Origin of the sequence: Rhodococcus sp. W8901 (assembly GCF_013348805.1) — a bacterium.
Classification (GTDB): domain Bacteria; phylum Actinomycetota; class Actinomycetes; order Mycobacteriales; family Mycobacteriaceae; genus Prescottella.
Window position 1 is genome coordinate 4,406,252 of the sequence record NZ_CP054690.1, and the last position, 20,925, is coordinate 4,427,176.

The window sequence follows — 20,925 nt, forward strand, 5'->3', positions numbered from 1 at the left end:
CGATCACTCGTGTCCGCCCTCGATGATCGCCGATGCGTCGGCGATCATGCCCGCGATGGCCGACTGGTATCCGTCGGCGCCCAGGGCGGGCAGGATCCCCGGCAGCAGACCCGACAGCGCGACTGTCGTCAGGGCCTCGGGCTTCAACGCCCCGCCCATCGCGGTGGCCGTCGCGTCCAGCTTGGCGTGCAACTGGCCGAACGTGACGTCGGTGCCGGCGTGCGAGATGGCGACCGTGTCCGGTGACACCTCGGCGGCTCCGGCCACCAACTCCGGCAGGTCCTCGACCGTCTTCGCCTTCTTCGGCTCGAGCGCGTCCCGCTCGGCATCGGTCGTCACGTCGATCGCCCGCAACACGATCGCCGGATCACCGGTGACGGCATCGAGGATCCGCACGAACCGATCCGCGAACACCGCGACGGTGTCCCGGTCGAACAGCTCCGTGGCGTAGGTGAACAGCGCACGGACACCGGCGAGACCACCGTCGGTGTGGTACTGCTCGACCACAGTGAGCTGGAGGTCGAACTTGGCCTGATCGCCGCCGAGATCCAGCGCCGACACCTCGAGGCCCGGCAGGGCGAAGGTTCCCGTCTCCATGTTCTGGAACGTGAGCATCACCTGGAACAGCGGTGTGTACGCGCTCGAGCGGCGCACCCCGGCGGCGTCCACCACCTGTTCGAACGGGACGTCGGCGTTGCCGAACGCCGCAAGGTCCTTCTCGCGGGCCTGCGCCAGCAGGTCCGTGAACGGCGCACCCGGCTCGACCCGCGTGCGCAGCGCCAGGGTGTTGACGAACATGCCGATCAGGTCGTCGAGAGCGGCCTCGCCGCGACCGGCGACCGGCGTACCGACCGTGACGTCGTTCGAGCCGCCGAGCCGGGACAGCAGCACCGCCAGCGCCGCATGGAACACCATGAACGTCGTCGCACCCTGCTCGCGGGCCGTGTTCTCCACGCGCGCCACGAGATCCGCGTCGATGTCGAACTCGACGGTGGCACCGGCCATCGACGGACGGGCCGGACGTGGCCGGTCCGTCGGCAGCGCCGACAGCTCCGGAGCGCCGCGCAACTCGTCCGTCCAGTACGCGATCTGACGCGACACCACGCTGTCCGGGTCGGCCCCGGAACCGACAACCGCGCGCTGCCACAGACTGAAGTCCGCGTACTGCACGTCCAGCGGCTGCCACTGCGGCACACCACCGTCCACCCGCGCGACGTACGCGAACATCACGTCCCGGATCAGCGGACCCATCGAGAAGCCGTCGGCGCTGATGTGGTGGGCGACGAACGCGAGCACGTGCTCGGTCTCGCCCAGCGTGAACAGCGCCGCGCGGACGGGAACCTCGGCAGTGACGTCGAATCCGCGTCCGACGAACCCGACGAGGCGGTCGACGATCTCGGCCTCGGTGGCCGCCACCGGGGCGAGGTCCGGTGCCACGTCGGAGGCCGGCACCAGTACCTGCGTGGGACCTTCCGGGGTGTCCGGGTACATCGTGTGCAGCACCTCGTGCCGCGCGATCACGTCGGCCACCGCAGCCCGCAGGACAGCGATGTCCAGTGCACCGGACAGCCGCACCGCGACCGGGATGTTGTAGGCGGACGAACTCGGATCGACCTGGTTCAGAGTCCACATCCGCTGCTGCGCAAGCGACAACGGAATCCGCTCCGGGCGCGGCCCGGCGGTCAGTGCGGCCCGGGCGCCCCGACCCACGAGCGGCGTCACCCCCGCCACCACGCCGGCGACAGTGGAGTCCTCGAACACCAGGCGCACCGGCACCTGGGTGTCGAGCGCGACGCCGAGTCGGGACACCAGCTGCGTCGCGACCAGCGAGTTGCCACCCAGTTCGAAGAAGTCGTCGTCCAGGCCGGCCCGTTCCACACCGAGCACGTCCGCGAACACACCGGCCACGATCTCCTCGAGCGGCGTCGTCGGCGCCCGGAAGTCGCGGGCCTCGAACACCGGCGCCGGCAGTGCCTTGCGGTCGAGCTTGCCGTTCACATTGAGCGGCAACGCCTCCAGCACCACGAACGCCGACGGCACCATGTACGACGGCAGTGTCCGCGACAGTTCGTCGCGCACCTCGTCGACGTCCAGATCGGTCACAGCCACCAGATACGCCACGAGTCGCGTGCCCGTGTGATTGTCGGTGTGAGCGGTGACCGCAGCCTCACGCACCGCCGGCATCTCCCGCAGCGCGGCTTCGATCTCGCCGAGCTCGATCCGGAAGCCGCGAACCTTCACCTGGAAGTCGGCGCGTTCCACGTACTCGAGTTCGCCCTGCGCATTCCACCGGACGATGTCACCGGTGCGGTACATGCGCTCGCCGCTGCCCCACGGGTTCGCCACGAACCGGTCGGCCGTGAGGTCGGGGCGGCCGTGGTAGCCGCGGGCCAACTGGTCGCCGGCCAGGTACAGCTCGCCGGTGACCCCGGCGGGCACCGGGCCCAGACGCGAATCCAGCACGTACACCTGGGTGTTCCACTCGGGCACACCGATCGGCACCGTGCCGGTGTCGGCGGCGGTCACCTCGTGATGGGTCACCGACACCGCGGCCTCGGTGGGTCCGTACAGGTTGTGCAGGGTCGCGGTGTTGCGGCTCCGGAACGCCTGCGCGGTGGCCGCCGGCAGCGCCTCACCGATAGCGAAGATCCGGCGCAGCGAGTCCGGCAGCCCGCCGTCGGCGGTCGTCAGCAGCATCGACAGCATCGACGGGACGACGTGCAGCGTGGTGATCTGCTCGCCGCGCAGCACGTCCAGCAGGTAGCCCGGATCCCGGTGCCCGTCGGGCGCCGCGATCACCAGGCGGCCACCGCACGTCGCCATCGACCAGAACTCCCACACCGACAGGTCGAAGGTGGCCGCGGTCTTGAGGAGCGCTGCGTCCCTGCCGTCGAGGGCGTATTCGTGCCGCATCCACCGCAACTGGTTGACGATCGCGGTGTGCGCCACGGCCACGCCCTTGGGGCGGCCCGTCGATCCGGACGTGAAGATCACGTACGCGGTACTCTCGGGTCGCAGGGGGGCGAGCCGTTCGGTGTCGGCCACCGGCGCACCGGGGTACGCCGCGAGGTCGAGCGTGTCGATCTCGAGCACGGGCCACGAATCTGTGTCGGCGAAGCCGTCCCGCGATGTGCTCAGGACGCACACCGGCGCCGCGGCGTCCAGGACGTACCCGATGCGTTCGGCCGGCTGATCGGGGTCGACCGGCACGTACGCGCCACCGGTCTTGGCGATCGCGTACATGCCGACCAGCAGGTCCACGGACCGTCGAATCGCCAGACCCACCAACGATTCCGGACCGACACCGCGGCCGATCAGGTGTCGGGCCAGGCGGTTCACGCGGGCGTCGAACTCGGCATACGTGAGGCGCTCGTCACCGGACACCAGCGCGACCGCGTCGGGCGTCGCGGCGACCTGCGCGTCGAAGAGGTCCACCAGCGTGGCCGGCTCGGTCCGGTGTGCGGTGGCATTCCGCCCGGCCAGCAGGTGTGCCCGCTCGCCGACGTCGAGCAGGTCCACGTCGCCGACCGGCATCTCGGGCTTGACGACCAGCGCGGTGAGCAACCGGCCGAACCGATCCGCGAACGAGCGGACGGTCGGCTCGTCGAACAGGTCGGCCGCGTACGTCATGGACGCCCGCATGCCGACCGGGTCGCCGCCGCCGTCGTACCGATCCTCGATGATCAGGTGCAGGTCGAACTGCGCCACACCGGATTCGACCTCGGCTGCCTCGACCGTGAGTCCGGGCAGCTCGAGGTTGCCGCGCTCGTGGTTCTGGAACGAGAAGCCCACCTGGAACAGCGGATGACGCGCGGTGGACCGGGTCGGGTTGAGCACCTCGACCAGTCGCTCGAACGGCACGTCCGCATTCGCGAACGCCTGCAGGTCCGTCTCGCGAACCCGGCCGAGCGTGTCGGTGAAGGATCCTGTCCGGTCGACGTGCGTGCGGAACACCAGCGTGTTGACGAACATGCCGACGAGGTCGTCGAGCGCTGCCTCGCCGCGGCCGGCGATCGGGGTGCCGACGGCGATGTCATCGCTGCCGGACAGCCGCGACAGCAACACCGCGAAGGCGGAGTGCACCGCCATGAACAGCGTCGCGTTCTGCTCGCGGGCGAGGTCGCGCAGCCCGCGGTGGGTCTGTGCGTCGACCTCGAACTCGACCAGCCCGCCGCGGAACGTCTGGACCGCCGGCCGCGGGTGGTCGGTGGGCAGGTTCAGTTGATCGGGCAGGTCCGCGAGCGCCTCGCTCCAGTAGGCGAGCTGCTGCGCCGACACCGATTCCGGATCGTCCTCGTCGCCGAGGACGTCGCGCTGCCACAGCGCGTAGTCGGCGTACTGCACCGTCAGCGGCGCCCACCCGGGAGCCCGACCGGCGACGCGCGACGCGTACGCCGTCATGATGTCGCGGGTCAGCGGGGCGAGGGACACACCGTCCGCGCTGATGTGGTGGACCACCATGCCGAGCACGAACTCGCCGGCGCCCACGCGGTACAACTCCACCCGGATGGGGACGTCCGCCGTGACGTCGAAGCGCGTCCCGGCGAGTGCCCGCAGCCGATCGGCCACCTCGGCCGGATCGACGTCGATCGGAGTCATCTCGAGCACGACGCGGTCGGCCGACAGGATCACCTGCTGCGGGCCGTCGTCAGTGGACGGGAAGACCGTGCGCAGCGACTCGTGCCGCGCCGTGACGTCCGTGACGGCCCGCTCGAGGGCGACCACGTCGAGGTCGCCGGACAAACGCAGGGCCATCGGGATGTTGTAGGCGGTCGACTCGGTGTCGAAGCGGTTGAGGAACCACATCCGCTGCTGCGCGAGCGACAGTGGAATCCGGTCCGGCCGGGGACGGGCCACCAGTGCCCGGCGGTCGTCGCCCGACTGTTCCGACAGCCGCGCCGCGAGCGCCTCGACCGTGGACGCCTCGAACAGCTCCCGCACGGGAACGCGCGAGTCGAGCGCGGCGCCCAGACGCGACACCACCTGCGTCGCGAGCAGCGAGTTGCCGCCGAGGGCGAAGAAGTCGTCGTCCAGACCGGCACGCCCGAGGTCCAGGACCTCGGCGAAGACTCCGGCGACGATCTCCTGGATCGGAGTGGTCGGTGCGCGGAACTCGCGGGCCTCGAACACGGGTTCCGGCAACGCCTTCCGATCCAGCTTTCCGGAGGCGCCCAACGGCAACTCGTCGAGGACCACGAACGTCGACGGCACCATGTACGACGCCAGCGATGTCGCGAGCGCAACCTTGACGGTGCCGGAGTCGACGGTTGCACCCGGCACCGGAACGACGTAGGCCACCAGTTGGTCCGACTTCACCAGGACCACCGACTGTGCGATCGACTCCTGCGCGAGGAGTGCGGTCTCGATCTCGCCCAGCTCGATTCGCAGACCACGCAGCTTCACCTGGAAGTCGGTGCGGCCCAGGTACTCCAGCTCGCCTCCGGCGGTCCACTTCACGAGGTCGCCCGTGCGGTACATCCGTTCGCCGTGGTCGGAGAACGGGTTCGCCACGAACCGGTCCGCTGTCAGATCGCTGCGCCCGAAGTAGCCGCGCGCCAACTGTGCACCCGCCAGATACAGCTCACCCGCGACACCCGCCGGCACCGGGTTCAGTCGACCGTCGAGGACGAACGCGCGGCTGTTCCAGACCGGACCGCCCATCGGGACGCTCGCGCCGACGACACCGGCCACCGGACGCGCCGTCGCGTGCACCGCGAACTCGGTGGGCCCGTACAGGTTGTGCAGTTCGGCGCCGTTGACTCGAGCGAATGCGGCCGCCGCCGCGGTCGGGAACGCCTCGCCCGCGACCAGCACGGTGCGCAGCGAACCGCACTCCCCCGACGCCAGTTCCGCGGTGAACGCCGACAGCATCGACGGCACGAAGGACGTCGCCGTGACCGCCTGCTCCTCGATCACCTGCTTCAGGTAGCCCGGGTCCCGATGCCCGTCGGGGGCGGCGATCACCAGGCGAGCGCCGACCGCCAGGGTGCCGAACAGCTCCCACAGCGACACGTCGAACGTGAACGGGGTCTTCTGCAACACCACATCGTCGGCCGACAGTCCGTACTCCGAGACCAGCCACCGCACCTGGTTGACGATCGCGCCGTGCCCGACGGCGACGCCCTTCGGACGCCCCGTCGAACCGGACGTGAAGATCACGTACGCGGCGTTGTCGGCCCGCAACGGACGCACGCGCTCGCCGTCGCGCACGGGCGCATCCGAGAAGCCGGACACGTCCAGGGTGTCGAGGTCGACCGCCCGCGCCGACGTCGGCAGGTCCGCTGCATCGCGCGAGGTGGTCAGGACCAGAACAGGATTCGCGGTGTCGAGGATGTGCCCGTTGCGCTCGGCCGGCTGATCCGGATCCACCGGGACGTACCCGCCACCGGCGCTCAGCACGGCGTACATGCCCACCAGCAGATCCGGCGAACGCCGCATCCCGAGGCCGACGAGCGTGTCCGGGCCCACCCCCTGCGCGATCAGCGCCCGCGCCACCCGATTCACCCGAGCCGCGAACTCGCCGTAGCTCAGCGACTGCCCCTCGAACACCAGGGCCGTCGCATCGGGGGTCCGTGCGGCCTGCTCCTCGAACAGCTCGACCAGCGTGGATCCCTCGACACCGTGGCCGGTGTCGTTCCAGTTCTCCAGTACCAGTGCGCGTTCCGAGTCGTCCAGCAGATCCACGTCACCGACGCGCGTGGACGCATCGGTGGTCACCGATTCCAGGATCCGGAGGAAGCGCTCACCGAACGTGCGCATCGACGGCTCGTCGAACAGGTCGGTCGCGTACGTGAGTTCGACGGCGAGACCGTTCTCGGCGGGCTCGACCGTCACCTGCAGGTCGAACTTGGCGACCGCGACGTCGAAGTCGACGCCGGCAACGCTCAGCCCCGGGAGTTCGAGAGACGCGCGGTCCAGGTTCTGGAACGCCAGCATCACCTGGAACAGCGGGTGCCGGGCCTGCGACCGCTCCGGGTCGAGGATCTCCACCAACCGCTCGAACGGCACGTCGGCGTTCCCGAACGCGTCGAGGTCCGCCGCCCGAACTGCCGCGAGGAGTTCGGCGAACGACTGCCCGCCGTCGACCTCGGTGCGCAGCACGAGGCTGTTGACGAACATGCCGATCACGTCGTCGAGCGCCTGCTCGCCACGACCGGCGACCGGGGTGCCGATCGCGATGTCGGAGGTGCCGCTGAGCCGTGCCAGCAGCACCGACAGTGCCGCGTGCACGACCATGAACGGGGTGGCACCGTGTGCGTGGGCGACGGACTCGATCGCACCGTTCAGGTCTGCGCCGACCGAGAAGCGGTACGACGCACCATGATTGGTTGCCACCGCGGGTCGCGGACGATCCGCCGGCAGATCCAGCTGCGCCGGAAGCCCGGACAGCACGGACGTCCAGTAGTCGACCTGGCTGGAGATCACGGACTGCGGATCGTCCTCCGAGCCGAGCACCTCACGCTGCCACAGGGCGTAGTCCGCGTACTGCACCGCGAGCGGAGCCCATCCCGGGGCGACGCCGGCCGAACGGGCCGCATACGCGGTCATCACATCGCGCGCCAACGGGACCATCGAGAACCCGTCCGACGCGATGTGGTGCGCGACGAGCACCAGCACGTGTTCGGAGGGCGACAGTTCGAACAGCCGGGCGCGCACGGGAAGTTCGGTCGACAGATCGAAACCGGCGCCCGCCAGCGCGGCAATACCCGGGACCAGGCTCTCCGCGTCGACCCGCTCGACATCGAGGTCCACGACTGCCCGGTCCACGGGAACGATCGACTGGTAGCCCACTCCGCCGTTGTCCGGGAACACCGTGCGCAGCGACTCGTGTCGGGCAAGAACGTCACCGAACGCGGCCCGCAACGCCGACACGTCGAGTGTGCCGGTCAGTCGGATCGCCACGGGGACGTTGTTGACGGCCGACTCCGGTTCGAACCGATTGAGGAACCACATCCGCTGCTGTGCCAGCGACAGCGGAATCCGCTCGGGCCGTGGGCCGGCCGTCAGAGCCTTCCGGCCACCGACGCCGGCCAGATCGGCCAACCGTGCCGACAGTTCCTCGACCGTGGACACCTCGAACAGCACGCGGACCGGCACCTGGGTGTCCAGCGCCGCACCCAGCCGCGACACCACCTGCGTCGCGATCAGCGAGTTGCCGCCGAGCGCGAAGAAGTCGTCGTCGCGACCGACGCGGTCGGCGCCGAGCACGTCGGCGAACACACCCGCGACGATCTCCTCCACCGGCGTGGCCGGCGCCCGGAACTCCGCCGCCGCCACCACCGGCTCCGGCAGGGCCCGGCGATCGAGCTTGCCGGACGCGCCCAGCGGCAACGCATCCAACGTCACGAACACCGCGGGCACCATGTACGACGCCAGCGACGTCGACAACGCGGCCTTGATGTTCACGGCGTCGATGGCGGCCCCGGCCGACGGGACCACGTACGCGACGAGCTGATCCGATTTCACCAGCACCGCTGCCTGCGCGATCTCGGGCCGATCGAGCAGCACGCTCTCGATCTCGCCGAGCTCGATCCGCAGGCCACGCAGCTTGACCTGGAAGTCGCTGCGGCCCAGGTATTCGAGCTCGCCGTCGGCAGTCCAGCGCACCAGGTCGCCGGTGCGATACATCCGCGCACCGGTGTCGACGAACGGGTTCGCCACGAACCGCTCCGCCGACAGGTCGGCCCGACCGAAGTAGCCGCGCGCCACCTGTGCGCCCGACAGATACAACTCGCCCGCGACACCGACCGGCACCGGCCGGAAGCGTCCGTCGAGCACGAATGCCCGCGTGTTCCACACCGGTGCACCGATCGGCACCGACACCTCGTCCCCAGCCACGTCGTGGCTGGTCGCCTGCACCGCGACCTCGGTGGGCCCGTACAGGTTGTGCACCGACGCACCGCTGACCTGCGACAGCCGCGCCACCAACGCCGGCGTCAGGGCCTCGCCACCACAGAACACCCGCGACAACGCGTCCGCGTCGCCGAGATGATCGAGCACCGCGCCGAGCACCGACGGCACGAACTGCGCCACCGTCACCGACTCGTCGACCAGTACCCGTGCGAGGGCCTCCGGATCGCGGTGGTCGTCGCGACCCGCAACCACCACGGACGCACCGACCTGCAACGGCCAGAACAACTCCCACACCGATGCGTCGAAGGTGAACACCGTCTTCAGCAGCACCCGATCGGACCCGCCGAGACCGTAGGCACCCTGCATCCAGCAGAGCTGGTTGACGACCGAACCGTGCGAGACCGCCACACCCTTCGGCCGACCCGTCGAACCCGACGTGAAGATCACGTACGCCACGTTCTCCGAACGCAGCGGAGCGATCCGGTCCGCGTCGGTGACGGGCGCGCCCGAGAACCCGGACACATCCACGGTGTCGAGATCCAGCACGCGGCCGAGCGGGGGCAGATCGCGGGCGTCACCCGACGTGGTCAGCACCAGAACGGGATTCGCCGTCTCCAGCACATACCGATTCCGCTCGACCGGCTGATCCGGATCCACCGGCACGTACCCGCCGCCGGCAGCCGACACCGCGTACACGGCCACCAACTGCTCCACCGAACGACCCATCGCCACCGCAACCAGCGACTCGGGGCCCACGCCCTCCGACACCAGCAGCCGTGCCAGACGATTCACCCGGACCGCGAACTCGCCGTAGGACAGCGACTCGCCCGCGGACAGGACAGCCGGAGCATCCGGCGTCGCCGCCGCCTGCGCATCGAACAATCCGACGAGCGTCGAACCGTCGACCGCCCGGTCCGTGTCGTTCCAGTCCTCGACGATCAGGGTTCGCTCGGCGTCGTCGAGGATCTCGAGGTCACCGACGAGGATCGACTCGTCCGCACTCACGGACTCCAGGAGCCGCTCGAACCGCTCCCCGAACGCGCGCATCGACGAGGCGTCGAACAGATCCGTCGCGTACGTGATCTCGACCGCCATGCCGGCAGCGGAACCGTCGTGTTCGATCGACTCGGACAGCGTGACCTGCATGTCGAACTTCGAGAAGACCTCGTCGAACTCGACCGCCGATACCGACAGCCCCTGCAGTTCGAGGGTGGTCTGCCCCAGGTTCTGGAAGGCCAGCATCACCTGGAAGAGCGGGTTGCGCGACTGGGATCGAACCGGCGAGAGCACATCGACCAACCGCTCGAACGGAACGTCCGCGTGCGCGAAGGCCCCGAGGTCGCCCTCGCGGGTGCGCCCCAGCAGGTCCGCGAAGGACTCCGCGCCCTGGACATCCGATCGCAGCACGAGCGTGTTGACGAACATTCCGACGACGTCGTCGAGCGCCGCTTCGCCACGACCCGCGACCGGCGTGCCGACCGCGACGTCCGAGGTGGCGGCCAGCCGCGCCAACAGCACCGACAGCGCCGCGTGCACGACCATGAACAGCGTCGCGTTCTGCCGGTGCGCGAGTTCCGTCAGCGCCTGATGCAGCTCCGGAGTGATCTGGAACCGATGTGCCGCACCCCGATTCGACGCAACCGCGGGCCGCGGCCGGTCGGTGGGCAGCTCCAGCTGGTCGGGCAGATCCGCCAGCACGGACGTCCAGTAGCCGATCTGCTGGGCCGCGACCGATTCCGGATCGTCCTCCGATCCCAGGACGTCCTGCTGCCACAGGCTGTAGTCCGCGTACTGGACCGCCAGTCGCGGCCATCCGGGTGCGAATCCCCCGCTGCGGGCCGCGTACGCCGTCATGATGTCGCGCGTCAGCGGTCCCATCGAGAAGCCGTCCGCCGCGATGTGGTGGACCACCAGGACGAGGACGTGCTCGGTGGGCCGCACCTCGTACAACCGCGCCACGAGCGGCACCTCACGGGTGACGTCGAACGCGGTGGCCGCCAGCGCCGGCAGCTCGGCCGCCAGCTGTTCCGGCGAGACCGTGATGGGTTCGACCGCGATGTCGACGCGCTCGATCGGCAGAATCACCTGACGCCCGGTGCCGTCCACCTCGGGGTAGACCGTGCGCAGCACTTCGTGCCGGGAGACCACGTCGGTGATCGCGGCCTGCATGGCCCGACGGTCGAGCAGCCCGGACAGCCGGACCGCGACCGGAATGTTGTTCGCGGCCGATGCACCGTCGAATCGGTTGAGGAACCACATCCGCTGCTGCGCGGGCGAGAGCGGAATCCGTTCCGGCCGAGGGCCGGCCGTGAGGGCCTTGCGTCCGCCCGTGCCGGAGAGCTGCTCGATCCGCGCTGCCAGGGCAACCACGCTCGACGCCTCGAACAGCACCCGCACCGGCACCTTCGCGTCCAGGGCCTCGCCGAGACGCGCCACCGCCCGGGTGGCGATCAGCGAGTTTCCGCCCAGCTCGAAGAAGTCGTCGTCGCGTCCCACCCGTCCGACACCGAGCAGCTCGGCGAAGACGTCGGCGACGATCTCCTCGATCGGCGTCGTGGGGGCGCGGAACTCGCGGGCCTCGAACTCGGGCTCCGGCAGCGCCTGACGGTTGAGCTTGCCGCTCGCGCTCATCGGCAGTTCGTCGAGCACGACGACCGCGGCCGGAACCATGTACGACGGCAACGCGCGCCCGACGGCCTCCCTGACCTCGGCGGCATCGATCGATACGCCCGACGCCGCAACGAGATACGCGACCAGCTGGTCATCTCTGACGACCACCACGGCCTGAGCGACCGCGTCCAGCCCCCACAGGACGGCCTCGATCTCACCGAGTTCGATGCGGAAGCCGCGCAGCTTGACCTGGTCGTCGGCGCGGCCGACGTACTCGATCACCCGGTCCGCACCCGTCCGCACGACGTCACCGGTGCGGTACAGGCGAGATCCGAGCGCCCCGAACGGATTCGCGACGAATCGCTCGGCGGTCAGTCCCGCCCGCTCGTGGTAGCCACGGGCCAGACCGGGACCCTCGAGATACAGGTCGCCCACGACACCGGCCGGGACCGGACGCAGCCGCGTGTCCAGGACATAGGTGTTCGCGCCGCGGATCGCGCGTCCGATCGTGACCGGCGTACCCGGCACCAGCGCGTCCGAGATGTTGGACGCGACGGTGGCCTCGGTGGGGCCGTACGCGTTGAACATCCGGCGCCCACCGGTGGCCCAGCGCGCGACCAGGTCGGTCGAGCACGCCTCGCCACCGACCACGACGACGCGCAGTGCGGCCAGGCCCGCCGGATCGGCCGACGCCAGCGCGGCGGGCGTGACGAATGCGTGCGTGACCTTCTGTGCCGTCAGCAGTTCCGTCAGTTCGAGGCCACCGTAGACCGACGTCGGCGCGATCACCATCGTCGCGGCCGCACCGACGGCCATGAGCAGTTCGAGAATGGACGCGTCGAAACTGGGCGAGGCGAAGTGCAGCGTCCGGGAGTCCTGCGCCAGCCCGTACCGGGCCACCTGCTCCTCGGCGAAGGCGGCGAGGCCGGTGTGCGTGACGACGACGCCCTTCGGGACGCCCGTGGATCCCGACGTGTAGATCAGATACGCGGGGTGGCGCGTCTCGAGCCGGCGCACCCGATCCGAGTCCGACAGTGCGGCGGCCGATTGGCGGTCGACGGCCGCGGATACCGCCGCGTCGTCGAGCACCAACCACGGGATGCCTTCCGGCAGGCCCGCCGCGTGCTCGGCCACGGTGACGCCCAGGAGCGCACCGGAGTCCGAAACCATGTGCGCGACGCGATCACCGGGATAGGTCGGGTCGACCGGGACGAATGCCGCACCGGACTTCGCCACAGCCCACACCGCGGTCACCGACTCGATGGACCGGGTCAGCGCGACGGCGATGACATCCTCGGGTCCGGCGCCCCGCGAGACCAGCAGGCGGGCCAGGCGGGACGACCGCTCGTCGAGCTCGCGGTAGCTGATCTCCTCTGCGCCCGAGACGAGGGCGATCGCCGACGGATCCGCCGCCGCGGCCGCGGCCATCAGGTCCGCCAACGGGAGCTGCTCGGGTGCCGCGGGGCCGGCGGGGAGTGTCAGCTGCGCGATCTCGGTAGGGCTGAGCAGATCGATGTCACCGACGACCGCGTCGGGCTCCGCGACGATCTCCTGGAGCACCCGGACGAAACGAGTGGTGAACGTCCGCACCGTCGACTCGTCGAACAGGTCTGTCGCATAGGTGAATTCACCGGCCATGCCCTCGGCGACACCGTCGTTCCCGATGGATTCCCGGAAGGTGAACTGCAGGTCGAACTTCGCAACCTCGGCGTCGAGGTCCAGCTTGTCGATCGTCAGCCCGTGCAGGTCGAGGTGTGTCGCACCCAGATTCTCGAACGACAGCATCACCTGGACCAGCGGATGCCGGGCGGTCGACCGTGCCGGGTTGAGTACGTCCACGAGCCGCTCGAACGGGATGTCCGAGTGCGCGAAGGCGCCGAGTGCGACGTCGCGTGCGTGACCCAGGACGTCGACGAATCGGGCACCGGGATCGATCTCGGTCCGCAGCACCAGGGTGTTGACGAACATGCCGACGAGATCGTCGAGCGCCTGCTCGCCGCGGCCGGCGACCGGTGTCCCCATCGCGACGTCCGACGTTCCGGCGAGCCGCGACAGCAGCACCGACAGCGCGGCGTGCACGACCATGAACAGGGATGCGTTGTGGGCGTGTGCCAGGTCGACGAGCGCGCGGTGGATCTCCGGGGACACCTCGAACTGGACCCGTGCGCCGCGGAACGACTGCTGGGCAGGTCGCGGACGGTCGGCAGGCAGGTCGAGCTGATCGGCCAGCCCGTCGAGCTGCCCGATCCAGTACTTGGCCTGAGTCGAGATCACCGAACGCGGGTCGTCCTCGGAGCCGAGGATTTCCCGCTGCCACAGCGCGTAGTCCGCGTACTGCACGGGCAGCTGGGGCCAGGTGGGCTGATCCCACTGGGTCCGGGCCGCGTACGCCGCCATGATGTCGCGGGCCATGGGACCCATCGACCAGCCGTCCGCACTGATGTGGTGCGCCACGATCACGAGCACGTGCTCGGTCGGGTCGATGCGGAAGAGGCCGGCCCGAACCGGGGACTCGGTCGTCACGTCGAAGCCGCGGGCGGCCAGCGCCAGCGCCGCGCGCTGCAGCCCCTCCCGGGACACGTCCTCGGGGGTCAGGTTCGGCACGGTACGAACCGCGTCGACCACCACCTGGTGGGGTCCTTCCGGCGAGTCCGGGAAGATCGTGCGCAACGATTCGTGTCGGTCCAGGACGTCCACGACCGCAACCTGGAGGCCGCTGACGTCGAGGGCGCCGGTCAGGCGGAGTCCGAAAGCCAGGTTGTATGTGGGTGATTCGGGGTCGAGCCGGTTGAGGAACCACATACGCTGCTGCGCGAGCGAGAGCGGCACGCGGTCCGGGCGGGGGGCGGCGACGAGGGCCTTGCGGGCACCGGCACCAGCATGCTGCTCGACCCGGGCGGCCAGCGCGGCCACCGTGGAGACCTCGAACAGGACGCGGACGGGAACCCGCGTGTCCAGCAGCGCACCCAACCGCGACATCACCTGGGTCGCGATCAGCGAGTTACCGCCGAGCGCGAAGAAATCGTCGTCGAGTCCGACCCGGTCCACACCGAGGACGTCGGCGAACACGTCGGCGACGATCTCCTCGATCGGCGTCGTCGGTGCCCGGAACTCTCGCGCCTCGAACACCGGGGCGGGCAACGCGGCGCGGTCCAGTTTGCCGACCGGCGTCAGGGGCACCTCGTCGAGCACGATGATCGATGCGGGCGCCATGTACGACGGCAGCAGCGCCGCAACGTGATCCGACACCGAGTCGACATCGACACCGTCGGTTGCCGAGATGTACGAGACGAGCGCGACCTGGTCCGACGGCAGGCGGTGGCCGATCGTCGCAGCGAACGAGACGTCGGGGTGACTGGTGAGGGCAGCGTCGATCTCGCCGAGTTCGATCCGGAAACCGCGCACCTTCACCTGGAAGTCCGAGCGGCCGACGTACTCGATGGCGTACTGCGACGCATCCCCCGTCGGTTCGCTCGCGCGCGCCGTCCAGCGGACGACGTCGCCGGTGCGGTACATGCGTTCACCGGCGCCGCCGAAGGGGCTCGCGACGAACCGATCCGCGGACAGCCCCGGCCGCTCGTGGTAGCCGCGGGCGAGAGCACCACCCGTCAGATACAGCTCACCTGCCACACCCACCGGGACGGGTCGCAGTCGCGCGTCGAGGATCAGTGCGCCGACACCGGGGACGGGTCCACCGATGGTGATCGGCCGGCCCGGGAACAGCTCGGCACGGGTCGACACGATGGTGGTCTCGGTGGGGCCGTACGCGTTGAAGAACTGACGTCCGGGGGCCCAGCGGTCCACCAACTGGGTCGTGGAGGCGTCGCCGCCGACCGAGACCACCCGCAGGTCGTCGAGATCGCGCGGATTCACGGAACCGAGCACCGCGGGCGTGATGATCGCGTGCGTCACCCGCGCTTCGGAGAGCAGCGAGTGCAGTTCCGTGCCACCGATGATCGTCGGCGGCACGACCACGATCTCGGCGCCCGCGGACGCCGCGAGGGTCCACTCGAGCACCGACGGGTCGAAGCTCGGCGAACAGATGTGGAGCACCCGGTCGGCGGGGCCGACGCGGTACAACTCGCGAGTGCGGTCCACGAGACCCGACAGGCCCCGATGGGTGACCGCGACGCCCTTGGGGCGTCCGGTCGATCCGGACGTGTAGATCACGTACGCGACGTGGTCGAGGTGCAGCGGTGCCGTCCGCTCGGCGTCGCGCATCGGCGCGGCGCCGAGGTCCTGCGCCTGCGACTCGAGGACGTCGAGGGCGTGCCACGCCGTCTCCCGCGGGAGGTCCGCCAGGTCGGCGCCGGACGTGATGCCCAGCAGCGCTCCCGAGTCGGACAGCATGTGTGCGATCCGGTCGACCGGATAGGTCGGATCGACCGGGACGTAGGCCGCTCCGGTCTTGGCCACCGCCCAGACGCAGAGCACCATTTCCCACGATCGCGGGAATCCTAGAGCCACAACCGATTCCGGACCGACGCCGGCGGCGACAAGACGACGCGCGAGACGGCTCGACCGCTCGTCGATCTCCCGATAGGTCAGCACGGTCCCCTCGCAGCCGACTGCAGGCGCATCCGGGTGGGATGCCACGGCGCCGGTGAGGATCTCCGCCAGGAGGCACTCGCGTCCGACCGGACCGCCGTGCACCGCGGTCAACGTGTCGATCTCGCCGACGCCGAGGATCTCGACGTCGCCCACCGGAACCGAGGCGTCCTCCACGATCGCGTCGAGGATACGGACGAAGCGCTGGGCAAACGATGCGATCGTCGACGCGTCGAACAGGTCCGTCGCGTACTCGAAGACTCCCGCGACCGCCGCGGGGGCACCGGAGTCGTCGTAGTTCTGCGAGATCTGCAGCTGCAGATCGAACTTCGCAATGGGAACATCCAACTCGGCAGCACTGGCTCGCACGCCCGCGAAGCTGAGGTCTCGCACGCCGGTCACCTCGGCCGACAGCATCGCCTGGAACAGCGGGTGCCGCGCCGGCGAGCGGGTCGGCTCGAGCGCCTGCACCAGCCACTCGAACGGGACGTCCGCGTTGCCGTACGCCTCGAGGTCGGATTCCTTGACTGCCACCAGCAGATCCGCGAACGACAGCGCCGGATCGACCTGGGTCCGCAGCACGAGGGTGTTGACGAACATGCCGATCAGGCCGTCCAGCGCCTCGTCACCGCGACCGGCGACGGGGGTGCCGACCGCGATGTCCGACGTGCCGCTCAGCCGCGACAGCAGGACGGCGTACGCGGCGTGCACCACCATGAACAGGGTCGTGCCGTGCTCACGTGCGATGTCGAGCAAGCGCGAGTGGGTCTCGGCGGGGATGTCGAAGCGGAGTTTGGCGCCCGCATTGGAGGCCACCGCGGGACGGGGCCGGTCGGCCGGGAGATGAAGCTGGTCCGGCAGCCCGGCGAGCGCACGGGTCCAGTACGAGAGCTGCCGACCCGCAAGCGAGTTCGTGTCGGTCTCCGACCCGAGCATCTCGTGCTGCCACACCGCGTAGTCGGCGTACTGGATCGGCAGCGCGGCCCACTGCGGGGCCGAACCCTCGGCCCGCGCGGCATAGGCGATCATGAGGTCACCGGCGAGCGGGCCGAACGACGACCCGTCCGCCGCGATGTGGTGGAGCACCATCGCGACCACGAACTCGGTGTCCGACAGCTGCAGCAGCTCGATGCGGAACGGCGGCTCGGTGGTCACGTCGAAGCCACGGGAGGCCAGACGGAGCAACGTCGCTTCGAGCTCCCCCTCGGTGATCACGACGGGCTCGAGCGCCCGGACCACCTCACCGGCAGGCAGGATCACCTGACGGGCACCGCCGTCGACCTCCGGGTAGACCGTGCGCAGCGACTCGTGCCGCTCGACCACGTCCGCGAAGGCTGCCGAGAATGCCTGCGGGTCGACCGATCCGGACAGTCGCACCGCGAACGGCAGGTTGTACACCGCAGTGGTGGCGTCGAACCGGTTGAGGAACCACATCCGCTGCTGCGCGAGGGACAGCGGGATCTGCTCGGGCCGCGTCACCGCCCCCAGCACCGGTGTACCGGCGGATCGGGACACCGTCGCGCCGGCGCGAGCGGCGAGCGCCGCGACCGTCGACGCCTCGAACAGTTCCCGCACTCCGAGCTGGACGCCCAGCGCGGCACCCACCCGCGTCACGACCTGGGTCGCGACGAGCGAGTTGCCGCCGAGATCGAAGAAGTCGTCGTCGAGACCGACCTTCTCGATGCCGAGCACCTCGGAATACACCGCGGCAACGGTCTTCTCGGAATCCGTGCGCGGGGCCCGGAACTCCTTGCTACTCAGGAACATCGGTTCCGGAAGCGCCTTGCGATCGAGCTTGCCGCTGGTGTTGAGCGGGAACGCGTCGAGCACCGTCACCGACGCCGGCACCATGTAAGCGGGCAGCGAGCGGCCCGCGAACTCGGCCAGATCCGTCGGGACGATCGAGCACCCGGGAGCGGGGACGACGTAGGCGACCAGCTGGTCGCCGGTCGCCGTCGCCACCACGAGGACCACGGTCTGCGAGACGTCGTCGTGCGCCAGCAGGACCGTCTCGATCTCGCCGAGCTCGATGCGCTGGCCGCGGAACTTCACCTGGAAATCGGTGCGACCGATGTAATCCAGCGTGCCGTCCGCACGCCACCGCACCAGGTCACCGGTGCGGTACATGCGCTCGCCTGCGACGCCGATGCCGTCGACGCCGCCGAACGGATTGGCGACGAAGCGGTCCGACGTGATGTCGGGGCGGCCGACGTAGCCGCGAGCGAGCTGGTCACCGGCGAGGTAGAGCTCGCCCGGCTGACCGATCGGGGCCGGTCGCAGCCGGTGGTCGAGCACGTAGGCCCGGGTGTTCCATTCGGCCAGACCGATCGGGACACTCACCACGTCCTGCGGGCCGGACTCGTAGTAGGTGACCGACACGGCCGCCTCGGTGGGGCCGTACAGGTTGTGCAGCCCGGCGCCGCACAGTTCCCGGAACTCGGCCGCGGTCTCGGGCGGCAGCGCCTCGCCGATGACGAACACGTCGCGCAGCGAATCACACGTTCCGGCAGGGGCGTTGGCGACGAACACCGTCAGCATCGACGGCACGAAGTCCGTCACGGTGACCGAGTGCTCGGCGATCCTGTTCGCGACGTACACCGGATCGCGGTGACCGTCCGGAGTGGCGACGACCATCGACGCGCCGACCCGCAACGGCATGAAGAAGCCCCACAGCGACACGTCGAACGTGGTGGCGGTCTTCTGCAGGTAGACGTCGGTTTCGGCCATCGGATACTCGTGGAGCATCCATTCGAGCTGGTTGTCGATCGCGCCGTGCGACACCGCGACACCCTTGGGGCGTCCCGTCGAGCCGGACGTGTAGATCACGTACGCCGTGTTGTCCGGACGCAACGGAGCCAGCCGGTCCGCGTCCGTCACCGGCCGGGTGTCGAGCGTGTCGAGATCGAGCGAGTCGATCTCGACCGTGACAGTGCCCGGCGGCAGTTCCACGCGGTCCCGCGCGGTGGTCAGCACCGCCGCCGGTCGCGCCGATTCGAGGATGTAGGAGGTGCGGTCCACCGGGTGGTCGGGATCGATCGGAACCCAGGCACCACCGGCCTTCACGATCGCGTATAGACCGACGATGAGATCCAGCGAGCGCCGGATAGACAGGCCCACAAGCGATTCCGGACCCACCCCCATGTCGATCAGGATGCGGGCGAGTCCGTTGACGCGAGCGTCGAGTTCGGCGTAGGTCAGCGACCGACCCTCGTACACGAGGGCCGTCGCGCCGGGTGTTCGGGCGACCTGCTCGTCGAACGCTTCGGCGAGATCGCGTGTCCGGAAGCTGTGTTCGGTCCGGACCCAGTCGCCCAGAACGGTTCGACGTTCCAGCTCGGTGCCGAGCGGAATGCCCCACACCGGCCGGTCCGACGCCGAACCGACGTAGCGGTCGAGGAACTCGACGAACCGCTCGTGGTTGCGGCGCGATTCCTCGTCTCCGTACAGATTGGGGTTGGACTCGAAGTCCACGTGGGTCCTGGTGCCGGCGACGCTCTGGTACAGATTGACGCCGAGGTCCTCGATGAGGCCGGTCGACAGGATGTTGAGTTCGCCCACCATGTCGCCGAACCGCAGTTCCGTGTGGAACATCATGATGTTGACCCACGGACCAAAGAACGACGCCTGTCCGGCGGAACCGCTGACGTCGCGCCGGATGTCCTCGTGGCGGTAGCGCTGGTGCCGCAGGGCTCCGGAAACCTCGGTGGCGACGCGGGCCAGCAGCTCCGAGACGGTGGTGTCGGCGGACACCGTCAGACGCAGCGGAACCACGTTGGACGCCATCCCGCCGGAGCGGCGCAGGACCGCGTTGGTACGGCCCGTCACCGGCAGACTGAGGACGACGTCCTCGCGTCCGGTCATGTGCGCGAGGTACGCCGCGAAGGCCGCGATCACCACCGTCGCGATCGTGGTGTCCTCGCGGCCCAGGAACGCCTCCATGCGCGCCGCGGCGCCGTCCGACAGCGCAGCGCTGTCGATTCGGCTCAGCGGCGCGGGCGGAGCCGAGCGGCCGGCCAGGCTGGTCGACTCCCCGACACCCGACAGCCGTTCGAGCCAGTACTCGCGGTCCGAGGCGAAACGCGTCGACGCCCGGTACGTGCGGTCGGCGTCGTACACCTTCTCCAGCGGGGACGACAGGTTCGCCGACGGCTCCACGCCCTCGGCGAACGCCGTATAGAGCTCGGCGACCCGATTGACGAAGGTGGTGGCGCCGAACCCGTCCAGGACGACGTGGTGGGCGCGGTTGTACCAGAAGTAGACGTCGTCCTCGATCCGCAGGACCGCCGCGACGACGAGCCGATCTCGCAGGAGGTCGACGGGTGCGCTGTAGTCGGACCGCATCCACTCCAGCGCCGCGGCGCGCGGATCGGCCTCCGCCCGCAGATCGACGTACTCGGGGGAATCGTCGAGGGTCGGGTCGACCACCTGATACGGCTGCGCGTCGACCTCCAGGAGCCGGACGTAACCGGATCCGGTCTCCCCTGCCGCTCGGGCACTGGCCCGGTGCAGGAGGTCGATATCGAAGTCGCCGCGTAGCTCGACGTACTGGGCGATGTTCGCGGGCACGGACGGATCGACATGCTGCGCGAACCACATGCCGAGCTGTGCCTGAGACAGCGGAAAGGGCTCACCGTCGGAGCCGTTCCCGATCGAGCCGCCACCCTCTAGTCCACCGACGCCTAGCGAGTTCAAACCCAGAGCCTCTCTTCCACCATCACGCGCCCCCGTCCGCACGCCGCCGGAGCGACGAGCGAACGGACACCGAGTACACAACTGCCCAACCGAGCCCGACACAGGACCGGAACGATCTGCCGGCACGGCACGCACTCGGGTGTATATCTGCTGATCGGACCTGGTTCGTTACAGCAGGGAAGCACCGGCGGACGCCGGTCACCGAGTTGAGGGAGAGACGGC

The 20,925-nt window shown here is 69.7% G+C and carries 1 protein-coding gene; it reads right to left on the minus strand.

The annotated features are described in order from the left end of the window. Positions 1-3 precede the first annotated feature (3 nt). The gene (locus HUN07_RS20595; protein WP_254622618.1) at positions 4-20,703 is read right to left on the minus strand and encodes a non-ribosomal peptide synthase/polyketide synthase; all 20,700 of its coding nucleotides are present in this window, start codon (positions 20,701-20,703) and stop codon (positions 4-6) included. Between the last annotated feature and the right edge of the window lie 222 nt (positions 20,704-20,925).